This window comes from Pedobacter miscanthi (assembly GCF_032678605.1).
GTDB lineage: Bacteria > Bacteroidota > Bacteroidia > Sphingobacteriales > Sphingobacteriaceae > Pedobacter > Pedobacter miscanthi_A.
The window spans coordinates 201359-216162 of the sequence record NZ_JAVTSU010000002.1 but is presented as its reverse complement, the minus strand read 5'-3'; the positions used below and the strand labels follow the sequence as shown (position 1 = coordinate 216162).

The window sequence follows — 14804 nt, the reverse complement described above, 5'->3', positions numbered from 1 at the left end:
AACACTTCGAAAGATATTTACTGCAAAAAAGAATAATATTTTCAGGTTAAAACTTACTTGCTGAACGGATTATTTTGTATTGCCCGGCTATTTTTAATAGCAACACAATCCTTTGTTAATAAACCCGATAGCAACGGCAGCCCCCGGTTTTTTCTTCGGGGCTAGAGTGTATAGCGGGACAGGTTTTGCCACTAAATACTGATGTTCATTTTCAAAAAAACATAAAAAAACTAAAATCCCGGTGTGGAATTTGTGCAGTATTTACATCATTACAGCACACACAAAGAAAAATACATTATGAAAAAGTTAATAACACTTGCACTGGTTGCAATTTTAGGATTATCAACAGCGATGGCACAACAAGTAGACTTACGCAGAAAAATTAACGTAAGCGGAACCGCCGAAACAGAAGTTACCCCAGATATTATTTACATCGGCATTTCACTTAAAGAATATTTAAACGGGAAGAAAAAAACTGATATTACCGACCTCGAAAAACAATTGTACGCGGCTGTACAAAAAGCAGGTATTGCAAAAGAAAACTTAACCATTAGCAATTTAAGCAGCTGGAATTACGAAACAGAGAAAAAGAAAAATCCTGATTTTTTAGCAAGCAAACAATATCGTTTAAAAGTAAGCGACCTGAACAAATTCAATGCGATATTAGAAGCAATTGATGCGAAAGGAATTGCCAATACCAATATCGAAAGTTACGATTATTCTAAAATTGAGACCTTGAAAAAGGACCTTAAAATTAAAGCTTTATTAGCCGCAAAAGAGAAAGCAGCTTATATGGTAGAGGCTTTAGGCGATAAATTAGGTGGCGTAATTGAAATACAAGATGGTGGAGACAATGTGATACAACCGGTTTACAGAAATTTCGCCATGAAAGCTGAAATGGCTGATGCAGCAGGCGCTCCAGAAATAGATTTCAAAAAAATTAAGCTGAATTTTACCGTAAATGCCATTTTCGAGATCAAATAAAAATTTTAAAAGTTAAATTATTGCTTTTTAAAACCTACCAGAACATTTTGGTAGGTTTTTTGTTAAGTAGAGGTCGAACACTAAAAAATTAGATATTATGAAAAAATTCATCTACACGTTAGCCTTAATTTTCTCTTTAGGCATTAGTTTTAACTCAGTACAGGCTGCTGATAAACCTGCGAAAAACCCTACAGAATTAACTGCAGAACAAGCAGTGAAACTGGAAAAAATTAAAACCCGTGTTGAAGAAATCAGAGACATGGATAAATCGAACTTAACCAGGGCAGAACGTAAAGCTTTACGCAGCGAGTTAAGAGAATTAAAAGGCCAGGCCCGTGCAGTTTCTGGAGGTGTTTACCTTTCAGTTGGTGCAATTATCATCATCATCTTATTGTTGATCCTGATTTTATAATCGATACAAAAAACTCATCTATCTATAAAAACGAAAAGCTTTGCATTACTGCAAAGCTTTTTTTTATGAGAAATATCGTCATTGCGAGGAGGAACGACGAAGCAATCTCATATTTTTATATCCTTAATTTGATCCTCCGTCATTTTGCTACAGCATTAACATTGCTTCGTGCCTCGCAATGACGATTTATTTAAGACTAATCAATAATATCAAACCCCGTATACTTAACCAAAGCTTCCGGAATTTTAATGCCGTCTTCGGTTTGGTAGTTTTCTAAAATAGAAGCCACAATACGCGGTAATGCCAATGCACTTCCATTTAGCGAGTGTGCCAGTTGTGCTTTGCCTTCTTTTCCTTTAAAACGTAACTTTAAACGGTTACTCTGGTAAGTTTCAAAATTCGATACAGAAGAAACCTCTAACCAACGTTCTTGTGCAGCGCTCCAAACTTCCATATCATACGTCATGGCAGAAGTAAAGCCCATATCGCCGCCGCATAAACGCAATACACGGTAATGTAATCCAAGCGCTTTTAAAAGAGACTGAACATATAAGCTCATATCTTCCAAAGTCTCGTAAGATTGATCTGGATGGGTAATTTGTACCACCTCTACCTTATCAAACTGGTGCAAACGGTTTAAACCACGTACATGTGCACCGTAAGAACCTGCCTCTCTGCGGAAACAAGGGGTATAAGCTGTATTTTTAATGGGTAAATCTTCTTCCTTAACAATTACATCACGATATAAATTCGTTACCGGAACTTCGGCCGTAGGAATTAAATATAAATCATCAACCGTTGAGTGGTACATCTGTCCTTCTTTATCGGGTAACTGTCCGGTACCAAAACCCGAAGCTGCATTAACCAAATGAGGTACCTGCATTTCTTTATAACCTGCAGCAGTAGCATGATCTAAAAAGAAATTGATCAATGCACGTTGTAATCTTGCACCTTTTCCTTTATATACCGGGAAACCAGCACCGGTAATTTTTACGCCCAATTCAAAATCGATGATATCGTATTTTGCGGCAAGTTCCCAGTGTGGCAAAGCTTTGCTAGGTAACTGAGCAGGTTCGCCATGTGTTAAAACAATTTCATTCTCTTCTGCTGTAGATCCCTGTTTTACCAAATGGTATGGTAAGTTTGGCAACTGAACAATTAAATTATGCTGAGCAATTTCCAGTTCGTTTAATTTATCGCTCAGGTTTTTAATATTTTCTTTATGAGAAGCAGTTTGTGCTTTAATGGCTTCGGCCTCTTCTTTTTTACCTGTACGCATTAAATCGCCAATTTGTTTGGCAGCCGCATTAGCTTCAGCAGAAATACTATCCAACGAAGTTTGAGTGGAACGGCGGTCTTCATCAATTTTAATGATTTCATCTACCAGTTCTGGCTGTTTAAAATTACGGATACTTAAACGTTCTAAAACTTTCTCTCTATTTTCGCGGATATAGTTAACTTGCAGCATTATTTAATTTTTTAAAGCAAAGATAATAATTAAGTCGTCATTGCGAACGCAGTGCGGCAATCTCTCCATAAAAAGATTGCTTCGTCGTTCCTCCTCGCAATGATGGACACAGAAAAATATGGATGGCAAACTATTTCTCGTACCAACGCCCATAGGCAATCTGGAAGATATGACCTTTAGGGCAATCCGGATATTAAAAGAATGCGATTTAATCCTCGCCGAAGATACCCGTACAAGCGCCCCGATGTTGAAACATTTTGGCATTGATAAAAGGGTTTTCTCGCACCATCAGCATAACGAACATAAAGCAACTTCAGAAATTATTAAGTTTTTACATGAAGGACAGAAAATTGCCTTAATATCTGATGCCGGTACACCAGCCATTTCCGACCCGGGTTTTTTCCTCGTTCGCGAAGCCATAAAAAATGATATTGCGGTAGAATGTTTACCAGGCGCAACAGCTTTTGTACCTGCGTTGGTAAATTCGGGTTTACCTGCCGATGCATTTTGCTTTGAGGGTTTTTTGCCGGTAAAAAAAGGCAGACAGACAAAATTTAAAAAGTTAGCCGAAGAAGACCGCACCATTATACTTTACGAAAGTCCGCACCGTTTATTAAAAACCTTAGAAGAATTTGCACAATATCTGGGCGAAGACAGGCAGGCTTCGGTAAGTAGAGAATTGACCAAAATGTTTGAAGAAACCGTTAGGGGCACTTTAGTAGAAATAAAATCACATTTTGAAAACAATACTTTAAAGGGAGAATTTGTAATTTGCATAGCGGGAAAACCCAACATTAAGAACAAAAACAAATACGAAGATGCTGAAGACTAGCATCTAAAAATATAAACGACACATCAATTTTAAAAACATTATGACTAGCATAGATAGATTTTTAAGTGACGAACAAGACCCTAAAGCGGTTGAAAAGGTTATTGGAAAATTAAATGATCTTTTAACCACCGGCGAAGAGCTTTTATATTTAGCGGTACAGAAAAAACCTGCGGTAAACTTAATGCCGGATAGTATCGCGGTTTCTAACAAACGTATTTTTTATTGCGAACCAGGTAACTTAGGTTTAACCATGAATTTTAAAGATATTTCGTGGAAAAACATTAAAGAAGTTTCTTTCAAGGAAGATTTTTTTACCTCTAAATTTATATGTGTACCAGAGCATGGTGAAAATATTGTAACGGAATATATTCCAAAAGTACAGGCCCGTAAACTACATCAGTCGGCCAGCCAACAGCTGGAAGAGTTTAAAGAAATGCTCCGTCAGCAGAAACTGGAAGAAAACCGCGCTACAGCTTCTCCGATCAGTTTAAACGCACAACCTTTAGCCGAAATTCCGGCATATGAGCCAACTCCCGAGCCGGTACAACCACTTATTCAGATTGCTGAGGTAGTAGAAGAGCCTGAAGACGAAACCACATTAAAACTACGCAAGCTTAAAACGCTGTATGATAAACACTTGATTACGCAAGAAGAATACGAAGCTAAAAAAGCGGATATTTTAGATAGTTTGTAATTAATACTGTCATGCTGAGGCACGAAGCATCCCTGAAATAGTTGCACTGCACTTACATTAACATAAAAAAAGTCAGTTCTTTGTCGCTTAGAGATTCTTCCTGCGTCAGAATGACAAGTAATTTTATATGAAATCTAAACAAACCTACCTCCTTGCTCTTTTAAGTGCATTTTTACTTTGGTTAGCCTGGCCGCCGATGCCTTTTACCACACCCTTATTATTAATAGGTTTGGTGCCGCTTTTTATTGCGTTTGATGCCATTGCGGGCAATAACGCTAAAAAACAGGGTAAAAGAATTTTCTTAACAGCTGGCTTAACCTTTTTGGTTTGGAACACCGCGTCTATTTATTGGGTATACAATGCGATAAGCGCCTACAATGGATGGGCAGTAGCTGTACCAGTTTCTTTAATTCCTTATGGTTTAGGTGCACTTTTAATGACATTTGCCTTTTGGTTGTATTACCGACTGGGTAAATATGTAAACAAAAAGATTGCCTATCTCGGTTTAATCGCCTTTTACATTACTTTAGAATATTTACAACAAACCTGGGATTTGGCTTTCCCATGGATGACTTTGGGTAATGGTTTAGCGGGCATGCACCAACTGGCACAATGGTATGATCATACGGGAATTTACGGTGGCTCATTGTGGATTTTGGTGAGCAACATTTTAGCTTTCGAAGCCTATAAAAAACTGAAATCACAAACCGGTTATTTAAGATTTAGAACTTTGGCCATCTGGGCATTGGTTGTAATTATTCCAATCGGTATTTCGTTAACAAAATACTTTAAAGCTGAGCAAAAAGGCACACCAAGTAATGTAGTGGTGGTGCAACCTAATATTGATCCTTACCAAAAGCTGGAGAATATTCCTCCTGCAGAACAAATCCGTATTTTAACCCATTTATCTGATTCCATCGGACAGCCGAATACAGAATATTTTATCTGGCCTGAAACGGCGATTCCAAATTATGCTGACGAAGACAGGATCAGAAGCAACACTGACTTTATCAGTTTACAAAGCTTTTTATCAAAGTATAAAAACGGAACACTAATTACAGGTATAGAAAGCATAAAAATTTACCAGGATAAAAAAACAATAACCACAAAATTTGATAACCAGAGCGGCATTTATTTCGATAATTTCAATACGGCCATGCAGGTAGAAAATTCGGCAAATGTTCAGTTTTACCACAAATCAAAACTGGTTCCAGGTGTAGAAAAAATGCCTTTTCCAAAGGTATTTTCATTTTTAGACGGTGTTTTTGCTCAACTGGGCGGAACCGTTGGCGGATGGGGCTGGCAAGATAAACCAAGTGTACTGTATGCTCAAAGTGGGATTGGCGTTGCCCCTGTAGTTTGTTATGAGAGTTTATGGGGCGATTGGATTGGCGAACAGGTAAAAGATGGCGCTCAGTTTATTGCCATCATCACTAATGATGGATGGTGGGGAAATACGACCGGTAAAGACCAGCACATGATGTACGCCAAACTGAGGGCTATTGAAACCCACCGTGATATAGCACGTTCTGCCAATACCGGAATCTCCTGTTTTATTAATCAACGCGGCGATGTAACACAAAGCACCAAATGGTGGACCAGAACCGCCTTGAAAGCAAACATCAATCTTAATGACGAGATTACTTTTTATGTAAAAAGCGGAGATGTTATTGCCAAAATATTCAGTGTTTTAGCGATAATTTTAGCTTTAATTATTCCTTATAGAAAATGGGTAAAAAAATAAAATAACCCGTTAGTTATTTTCTAATTACAAATACATGCAACAAGTTAAAAATATTAGATGGTCTTTTTTGGTACTGATGCTTACCTTAAATTTCGGTTGCGACCAGATTTCAAAAAAAATTGTCCGTAGCGAAATAAGTGATTACGAACACATCAGCATTATTAAAGATCGTTTCACCTTGCTAAAAGTAGAAAATACAGGTGCTTTTTTAAGTTTGGGCGATCAAATGCCTTATATTTTTAGACTGATCATTTTAACAGGCTTACCACTCCTATTTTTGTGTTACGGCCTGTATTACCTATTTGTTAAAAAGAATCTCCCGGTTACGATGCAGGTTGCACTGTGCTTTTTAATCGGTGGGGGTATTGGTAACTTGTACGACAGGATTATATACGGGTCGGTTACCGACTTTATGCACATGGATTTTTATCTTTTTCAAACAGGGGTTTTCAACTTCGCCGATATTTCGATCATGATCGGAATTGGGATATTACTCTTCCAGTCACTGAGAAGTAAAGTGGAGAAAGAAGAACCAGCAGAAACCGAAGTGGATTAATACACCATTTCTTAACAAAGAATTACCGGCTTTAAACAAACATATATTTATCTTTAGGTGTTAAACAATCTAAACAACCAAAAATAAAATCCCATCATGAAAAGAAATGCAACAGCCGTATGGCAAGGTTCTATTAAAGAAGGTAATGGTAACATTACTACTCAAAGCACTACTTTAAACAATACCCAATACTCTTTTAACTCACGTTTTGCTGAAGGCGTTGGAACAAATCCTGAAGAGTTAATTGCTGCTGCGCATGCAGGTTGTTTCACCATGAAATTATCGGCTAATTTAACTGAAGCTGGTTTTACAGCCACTAAATTAGAAACCAAATGCGAAATCAACCTTGATCCATCCAAAGGAGAAATTGTAGAATCGCATTTAACTTTAACCGCTTCGGTACCTGATTTAACACAAGAAAAATTTGATGAACTGGTAGCTGATGCAGAGAAAAACTGCCCGATTTCTAAATTATTAAATACAACCATTACTGTTGATGCTACTTTAGCATAAAACACTGTTATGTTGAGGAACGAAGTACCTACAAACTATTGAGCAGATGCTTCGTACCTCAGCATGACAACAGTTTTCAGTTGGCAATTTGCAGTTAACAATAAGCTAAAAACAATTGAACAACACAACAATTAAAAAATTAGCCAGTTCAATATCCCAACCTCAAAACAATCTAAGCCAAATATTTCCCTACAATAGGCATTCTTCTTCCCATGCCAAATGCTTTGGGTGAGACTCTTAAAATAGGTGGTGTTTGATAACGTTTAAATTCGGCAATATTAACCATTTTTAAAATCCGGTGTACCAATGTTTCATCAAAACCTTGTGTTATAATGGCTTTCGAGCCTTGTTTCCGTTCAATGTGCTGGTATAATATTTTATCAAGGATTTCGTATTCGGGCAACGAATCAGAATCTTTTTGATCGGGCCTTAACTCTGCCGAAGGTGGTTTAACGATGGTATTAATCGGAATGATTTCCCTTTCCTTATTAATATATTTGGCCAGTTCGAAAACCTGCACTTTATATACATCACCAATTACCCCGATTGCGCCACACATATCGCCATATAAGGTGCCATAACCCACCGCACATTCGCTTTTATTGGAAGTATTGAGTAAAATATAACCAAATTTATTGCTCATGGCCATATTGATAATTCCGCGGATACGGGCCTGGATATTTTCTTCAGCAAGATTAAAAGGCAAACCCTTAAAAGCTGGAGCCAGGATATGATCAAAAGCTTCGGCAACTTCTTTAATCGGCACAATTTCGTGCATACAACCAATATTATTAACCAGATCCAATGCATCCTGAACCGAATGATCGGATGAAAATTTTGAAGGCATTAAAACGGCCATTACGTTTTCAGGTCCTAAAGCACGACAGGCTAAGGCGCAAACCACGGCAGAATCAATTCCACCAGACAAACCTAAAACCGCTTTGCTGAAACCTGATTTTCCAAAATAATCTTTGATCCCTAAAATCAAGGCATCATGAATCTGTTCAATATCCGTTAAACGTTCTGATTGAGGGTATTTATTACGCACATTTTCAACCTCATCTAAATCAAAAACCTGCAAATCTTCCTCAAAATATTTCATTTCGGCTTTCATTTCACCGTCTGCATCAAAAACCAACGATCCGCCATCGAAAATGATTTCTGTCTGCGCGCCCACCTGGTTTACATAAAATATAGGCAGATGGTATTTTTTTGCATTATCGGCCAATACTTTAATCCGCTCATCATCGTGTGTATAAGAGAAAGGAGATGCAGCAATATTAATCATCACATCAGGCTGCTCCTTAATCAGTTCATCCATCGGGTTTGATACGTACAGCGGGTTATCATTGATGTTCCAAAGATCCTCGCAAATGGTTAAAGCAATCTTTTTTCCTTTAAAATTGATACAGCTAAACTCAGTAGCAGGTTCGAAATATCGGTATTCATCAAAGACATCGTAAGTAGGCAAGAGTGCTTTTTTCACTACAGCCTTAACTTTCCCTTCTTCGATAAAATAAGCAGCATTAAAGAGGTCTTTCCCCTGTAATATTTCATTTTTAACTGGCAGGCCAACTATACAAGCAATATCTGTACAGTGTTTGGCTATTGCATGCGCTGCGTTTTCACAAAGCGTAATAAATTCATCAAATTCTAAAAAATCCCTTGGTGGATAGCCACAAATAGCCAGTTCTGCAAAAACAACCAAATCTGCTCCCTTAGCTTTCGCAGATTGAATATTTTCGATTATTTTTTGGGTATTGGCCTCAAAGTTTCCGATGTGATAATTGAGTTGCGCCAGCGCTATTTTCATTTTTGTAGTGGTTTTTGGGGGTATTGAGTATCAAGTAGTGGGTATTAAGATACAAGTATTGAGTATCAAGTATCAAGATGCAAGTATTGAGTATCAAGTATCAAGATGCAAGTATTGAGTATCAAGTATCAAGATGCAAGTATCGAGTATCAAGATAAATGTGACGCTAGAAGAATACGCCAAAATTGAGCGCCAGGTAATGGTTTTTAACGTTTCTGCCCTTATCGCTTACAATATTGGTAAAGCCATTATTAAAGGTTAAACCGGCCACTATACTGGTATTTCCGGAGATATCAAATTCGCCACCACCGCCTATAATTAGCCCGGCGCGGTAAAGTTTAATATTATCGGATACATTTAAATTATCACCTACAACTGTTCCACCTGTAACAGCATCCTGTTTAGCGCTGATATTAAATGAGTTAGACAAACCGAATTGACCGTACCAACGTTTACCATCTGCTTTTATTGTTTTTAATTTCACGGTTAACGGTAAATCTATATATTGCAATTTATACTTTAAATCGTAAGCTTTGGGCGCTGTACTACTATTGCCAGTATAGTAAGGCAATACATTGACCTCAGTGCTCTTACCGTTTATTGAAGTAATGGTTAAAGCGGTAGCAAAACTATAATTAGGGGCAAAATTAAAATCACCGATTAATCCGTAAGAAAAGCCTAATGCTACTCCATTGGTTTTTCCCTGCTCAGGTTTAATCCAGCCAAAAGTTGGTGTAGCAGTTAAACCTAATCTGAAACCGTAATTGGTTAAAGAAGAATTTTGCGCCCATGCGCCGAAACTTAAAAGAGACAAAATTAAAATGGTCGATATTCTTTTCATGCTATAACTGATTATATATATTTGTTCTACATGACATATAACGTAAAACACTGGCAAATTTATCTAATTTTTCTTTTTGCCATCACATTTATTTCTTGCAGGCAAAGCAACAGGCCCGATGTAAGTAATATACAGGTAAATATTAAGATTGAAAGATTTGATAACGAGTTATTTGCAGGAAAAAACAAAAATATTGATGCGGTTAATCAACAGCTTAGCAAGAAATATGGTGTATTTTATGATGATTTTATCCACCGGATATTGGATAGCAAATATTCTAATACCGCATCACTGGTCAATTTATACCATGACCAGGCTTATACCGATTTAACGAAAGAAGTAGACAGCGTTTTCCCTAACTTAAAAGTTCAGGAAGAGGGCTTGAATGAAACCTTTAAATACATCAAATATTATTACCCAAAAACTAAAATTCCGAGGTTCATTTCCTTTGCATCGGGTTTTTCTTACCAGATGCCGGTTGGCGATAATTATCTGGGCATTGGCCTGGACATGTTTCTGGGTAAAGACAGTAAATTTTACAAAGCCATTGTACAAAGTGTACCTCTATATCTTTCGAGGAGGTTTGCCCCTGAATATATTGTGCCCCGTGTAGCTGAAACCTATGCACATGAAGAACTTTTTGCCGAACCGGATGAAAACCGTACCCTTTTATCGAAAATGATTTTCCAGGGGAAAATTTTGTATTTCCTCGATCAGGTTTTACCTGAAAATTTAAGCGATTCGACCAAAATAGGTTATACGCAACAACAATTAGATTGGGCACAAAATTTTGAAGGTGATATTTGGGCATATTTTTTGGAGAATAATTTCCTGTATGAAACAGATTACCAAAAAATCCAGGTGTTCTTATCTGAAGGACCTTTTACACCAGGCTTGGGAGAAAATAGAGATTCGGCACCAAAATTGGGTGTGTGGATGGGTTGGCAGATTGTAAGGAAATATATGGCAGCGCATCCTGATGTTACTTTGCAGAAATTAATGGCAGATCACGATGCGCAGAAAATATTAAATCAGTCGAAATACAAACCGAAACAACAGAAATAGTCCTGAGTCAGGAGTCGACAGCCCTGAGTCAATTTATTGAATAATCATCCTAAATTAAATCTATGAGAGTTGGCATTGTATTATCAGGCGGAGGTATAAGGGGAATAGCCCATTTAGGTGTTTTAAAAGCCTTTAGTAATTTAGGTATTACCTTTAGCCACATTAGTGGTACCAGTGCAGGAGCGATAGCCGGGGCATTTTTTGCAGCAGGCATAGATCCTGAAGAAGGGTTGAATATTTTCCTTAAAACAAAACTTTGGCGTTTTGTACGCCCGGCAGTAGGATCATTAGGTTTAATTAACATCGAGAATACGGCCCTCATTTTAAAAGAATATTTCCCGGAAGATAGTATTGAAAAATTAAAAATACCGCTAACCATTGCCGCCGTAAATTTTAGCGAAGGCAGATTGGTTTATTTCACCAAAGGACCACTAATCAGGGCAGTACATGCTTCCAGTTGTATTCCGGGTATTTTTAAACCGATTATGATTGACGGGCAAATGTATGTTGATGGCGGTATTTTAAATAATTTCCCGGTAGAACCTTTAATGGAAGATTGCGATTTTATTATTGGCTCATCTTGTAACCACCTTAAACCTGTTGATAAAATTACAGGTATTACCAATTTAATGGGCCGCGCAGGCATTATGTCAATCAACCATGATATGGAAAGAAAGGCAAAATTCTGTAATGTTTTAATCGAGCCAAAAGGTTTAGGCGCTATTAGCACTTTTGATATGAAACGTGCAGAAGATATTTATTGGCTGGCGCACGAAGAAGCGCTGATAACGATTAAGAATAGCCCAACCATTTCCGAATTGATCACTAAACCATAATTATTTCCATAAAGACTTATTAATAATACATAATTATACACATTATTAAATAGAATACAATAGTGTTAATCGTACACTTATGCAATAAAAATATTACATTTATCTTGGTGGTTAGGTAATATTATTTTACTTTAGGATTATACTTTGCAAATGCAGGGTATATTAACCTAAACGTCATTCTATGTTTTTTAGTCTAATTATTCTTTTTCAGCGAAGAAGAATTCCCTTTTTTACGATCTTCTAACTTGATTCCCATCAAATAACAGATCATTAATTTTTACCTAAAAACCTAAAACATGAAATTCTTAAATTTAAATAAAAGCCTGCTTACAGCATTGGCCTTAACTACTATATTATTCTCTTGTAAAAAAGAAAAACCTACGGAAACAGCAGATCTGCAAAAACCAGATGCCATGAGCGCTAGTCAGCTTAGCAACATCAAGATTTGTACAGAAAGATCTTTAGAAGACGGCACTACACCAAGAGGCGCTGTAATCACATCAACAAAATGGCCTAATGGTTCTACAATTAAAGTAAGTTTAAATGGAGGTACTGCAACCGTTAGGGCCAAAGTAATTCAGTTTGCGAAACAATGGGAACAATATGCAAACATCAAATTTAATTTCGTAACCAACGATAATACGGCTAAAATCAGGGTAACTTTTGCAAGTGGTGGCTCTTGGTCTTACATCGGAAAATCGACTCCAACCAGCGGTGCAACCATGAATTACGGTTGGTTAACCAATAACACCGCGGATTCGGAATATAGCCGTGTAGTAATCCACGAATTTGGCCATGCTTTAGGGATGATCCATGAACATCAGCATCCATTGGTTAGCATTCCATGGGATAAACCAGCTGTATATGCATATTATGCTGCTGCGCCAAATTATTGGGATCAGGCAACAACCGATAATAATATTTTTGCTAAATACAGCACTACACAAACCAACTACAGCGCTTACGATAAAACATCGATTATGCACTATTCGGTTCCTAACGAATTAACCATCGGCGATTATGAAGTGGGATGGAACACCGTTTTATCACCTACCGATAAAACCTTTATCGCTTCAGTATATCCCTTTTAAAAAATAACATCATTACACATAGTGGTTTAATTCGCCACTATGTGTATTTTGCCTTGTATAAACCGAAACTAAATATGCGGATCACTTTGCGCACTTCCTTTTTAAAATACTTCCTAACCAGCTTCATTCTTATTTTGTTTTACAATGCATCAGCACAAGATGTGCCTCACAAATGGAATGTAAAACCTTATGTCGGTTTTCAGCAATCACGGTTTGATTGGTCTATTGCAGGCAATGCCAATGGAACTAATCCTAATATTTTGTCAGAATTAATCTGGAAAAATCTTAAAGGAGCAAGTTATGGTTTGGATATTAAGTATAACATTACCAAGCGTTTTGGAGTAAAGGTTAGCAACCAGTACAGCAGCATTTCTAAGGGCGAAGCTGAGGATACTGATTATGCTGATGACAACAGGCAAAGTGCTTTTTATTTTGATTTGCTTAATGCAAACAAAGGTTATTTTTATAACGGCAATTTACAGTTCAGTTACCAGTTATTTACGTTTGAGCAATTTAATATCAATCCTATTATTGGTATTTCCTACAATCAACAGAAATTTTATTTGTTAGAAAGTGCAAATAATCCCGACAGTAGAGGTTTAAATTCTACTTATGAAGCCAGATATAAAGGTTTTGATTTCGGATCCGAATTTGTTTTTAATACTAAACGATTTAGCCTAAGTGCTACCATTTTAGCTGGCTTTTACAGGTATTCGGCTAAAGCAAACTGGAATTTAATTCCTGATTTTGCCAAACCTATCAGTTTTACACACAAAGCCAATTCTTTTTCATTAAGTGGCGATATTAATCTATCAGTACCGTTAAATAAAACGTTAAGTGTAGAAGCTTATTATAAAATCAATAATATCAATACCTATTCTGGCGTAGACAAAGCTTATTTCAATAACCGCAATACGGAAGAAACTCAATTTAATGGTGCAAGTTTTAGAAAAAATGCAGTTTTTTTGGGTTTAAAGTTTGATTTTTAATGACAAATATTGTCCCCGATTGTAACAAGGACAGAAGAAAATGGCGATTTTATCGCCAATAAAAATTTAATGATTTGTAAAGCACATTATAAATGTGTTTTTCAGAAATTCTCGTTAAAAACAATGACTATTAATTAGTTTTTAAAGCAACCAAACGTTCGCCTTCTAAAACCGGAATGGCCTGGCAAACATTTAACTGTAAGCAAAAAACCACATCTTCTTCAATGTTCAATTGCGCCAGGCGGTGGCTATGCGACGATTTGTGCAAGTATTTTCTCAAGTCATCCTTAGCCAACAGGTATAAATCTTCGGCGGCCACACTTGAATCATCAAAATGTTCGAAATTTTGACGGAGTTTATTTACTACCGCTCCTGCAAATAAGGTATCTTCTAAATTAAACTGATCTTTCCACCCTGCACATAATAAAAGCACATTTTTATCCTGGCTTTGTAAATAATCGCAAAGCGAATCCAGGTTAAGGAATGATCCGATTACCACCTGATAAGCCCTGCTTTGCGCCAAGTGCAAAGCTTTGGTTCCGTTGGTTGTTGTTAAAACGACTGTTTTTCCACCAACTTTTTCTTTAGTGTAAGAGAAAGGTGAATTACCAAAATCGTAACCTACTACCACCTCTCCATTTCTTTCTGCCGCCAATAAAAATCCGCTGTCTCGATAATTTAAACAATCCTCTACATTGGCAACCGGAATAATCGCTTCGGCACCATTATCTATCCCATAAGTAATGGATGATGTTGCTCTTAAAATATCGATAACCACCACGATGCTCTGCTCGATATCGTATAAACCGATCAGTGCAGGTGTTAAACAAACTTCTATTTTTTTTGACATATGAGGAGTATTAAAGTATCAAGTAGCGAGTATTAAGTAGCGAGTATTAAGTAGCGAGTATTGAGTATCAAGTAGCAAGACAAATTTATCTTGATACTTGATACTTGCTACTCCTT

General features: G+C 37.0%; 15 protein-coding genes. 11 read left to right on the top strand and 4 right to left on the bottom strand.

The window, feature by feature from the left end; translation table 11 throughout:
• Positions 1-297 precede the first annotated feature (297 nt).
• Together R2R28_RS03760 and R2R28_RS03755 are read left to right on the top strand one after the other, a co-directional pair.
• Positions 298-984 carry an SIMPL domain-containing protein gene (locus R2R28_RS03760; protein ID WP_316824370.1) on the top strand — a complete coding sequence of 229 codons (687 nt, stop codon included), beginning with the start codon at positions 298-300 and terminating at the stop codon, positions 982-984.
• A gap of 97 nt (positions 985-1081) precedes the next feature.
• Positions 1082-1396 carry a hypothetical protein gene (locus tag R2R28_RS03755; RefSeq protein ID WP_316824369.1) on the top strand — a complete coding sequence of 105 codons (315 nt, stop codon included), beginning with the start codon at positions 1082-1084 and terminating at the stop codon, positions 1394-1396.
• 196 nt (positions 1397-1592) lie between these two features.
• On the opposite strand, the gene serS is transcribed toward R2R28_RS03755, so the two are convergent.
• A complete protein-coding gene (gene serS / locus R2R28_RS03750; RefSeq protein ID WP_316824368.1) occupies positions 1593-2864 on the bottom strand; it encodes a serine--tRNA ligase in 1272 nt (423 codons plus the stop codon).
• Between the two features lie 118 nt (positions 2865-2982).
• Here serS and rsmI point away from each other — a divergent pair, with 118 nt between their 5' ends.
• The 5 genes from rsmI to R2R28_RS03725 all read left to right on the top strand — a co-directional run bounded on the left by rsmI (position 2983) and on the right by R2R28_RS03725 (position 7203).
• Positions 2983-3696: a 16S rRNA (cytidine(1402)-2'-O)-methyltransferase gene (gene rsmI, locus R2R28_RS03745; protein WP_316824367.1), complete on the top strand. Its 714-nt coding sequence runs from the start codon at positions 2983-2985 to the stop codon at positions 3694-3696.
• Between the two features lie 40 nt (positions 3697-3736).
• A complete protein-coding gene (locus tag R2R28_RS03740) occupies positions 3737-4390 on the top strand; it encodes a PH domain-containing protein (RefSeq protein ID WP_316824366.1) in 654 nt (217 codons plus the stop codon).
• A 127-nt stretch (positions 4391-4517) separates the two neighbouring features.
• Entirely contained in the window at positions 4518-6134 is a 1617-nt protein-coding gene (lnt, locus tag R2R28_RS03735; RefSeq protein WP_316824365.1) for an apolipoprotein N-acyltransferase, read from the top strand.
• A 34-nt stretch (positions 6135-6168) separates the two neighbouring features.
• Entirely contained in the window at positions 6169-6690 is a 522-nt protein-coding gene (gene lspA / locus R2R28_RS03730; protein ID WP_316824364.1) for a signal peptidase II, read from the top strand.
• Between the two features lie 96 nt (positions 6691-6786).
• A complete protein-coding gene (locus R2R28_RS03725) occupies positions 6787-7203 on the top strand; it encodes an OsmC family protein (protein WP_316824363.1) in 417 nt (138 codons plus the stop codon).
• 172 nt (positions 7204-7375) lie between these two features.
• On the opposite strand, the gene R2R28_RS03720 is transcribed toward R2R28_RS03725, so the two are convergent.
• Both R2R28_RS03720 and R2R28_RS03715 read right to left on the bottom strand, forming a co-directional pair.
• Positions 7376-9016, bottom strand: a complete 1641-nt coding sequence (locus R2R28_RS03720; protein WP_316824362.1) for an NAD+ synthase — start codon at positions 9014-9016, stop codon at positions 7376-7378.
• Positions 9017-9182: 166 nt separating this feature from the next.
• Positions 9183-9857, bottom strand: a complete 675-nt coding sequence (locus R2R28_RS03715) for a porin family protein (RefSeq protein WP_316824361.1) — start codon at positions 9855-9857, stop codon at positions 9183-9185.
• A gap of 30 nt (positions 9858-9887) precedes the next feature.
• Here R2R28_RS03715 and gldB point away from each other — a divergent pair, with 30 nt between their 5' ends.
• From gldB to R2R28_RS03695, 4 genes are all read left to right on the top strand, one after another.
• A complete protein-coding gene (gene gldB, locus R2R28_RS03710; RefSeq protein WP_316824360.1) occupies positions 9888-10922 on the top strand; it encodes a gliding motility lipoprotein GldB in 1035 nt (344 codons plus the stop codon).
• A gap of 62 nt (positions 10923-10984) precedes the next feature.
• Entirely contained in the window at positions 10985-11758 is a 774-nt protein-coding gene (locus R2R28_RS03705; RefSeq protein ID WP_316824359.1) for a patatin-like phospholipase family protein, read from the top strand.
• 296 nt (positions 11759-12054) lie between these two features.
• On the top strand, positions 12055-12849 hold the full coding sequence (locus R2R28_RS03700; RefSeq protein WP_316824358.1) for a M12 family metallopeptidase: 795 nt from the start codon (positions 12055-12057) through the stop codon (positions 12847-12849).
• A gap of 74 nt (positions 12850-12923) precedes the next feature.
• Positions 12924-13838 (top strand): hypothetical protein, encoded by a 915-nt coding sequence (locus R2R28_RS03695; protein WP_316824357.1) that lies wholly within the window; start codon positions 12924-12926, stop codon positions 13836-13838.
• 130 nt (positions 13839-13968) lie between these two features.
• On the opposite strand, the gene R2R28_RS03690 is transcribed toward R2R28_RS03695, so the two are convergent.
• Positions 13969-14688, bottom strand: coding sequence for a 2-phosphosulfolactate phosphatase (locus tag R2R28_RS03690; RefSeq protein ID WP_316824356.1), 720 nt, complete (start codon positions 14686-14688; stop codon positions 13969-13971).
• Positions 14689-14804 lie beyond the last annotated feature (116 nt).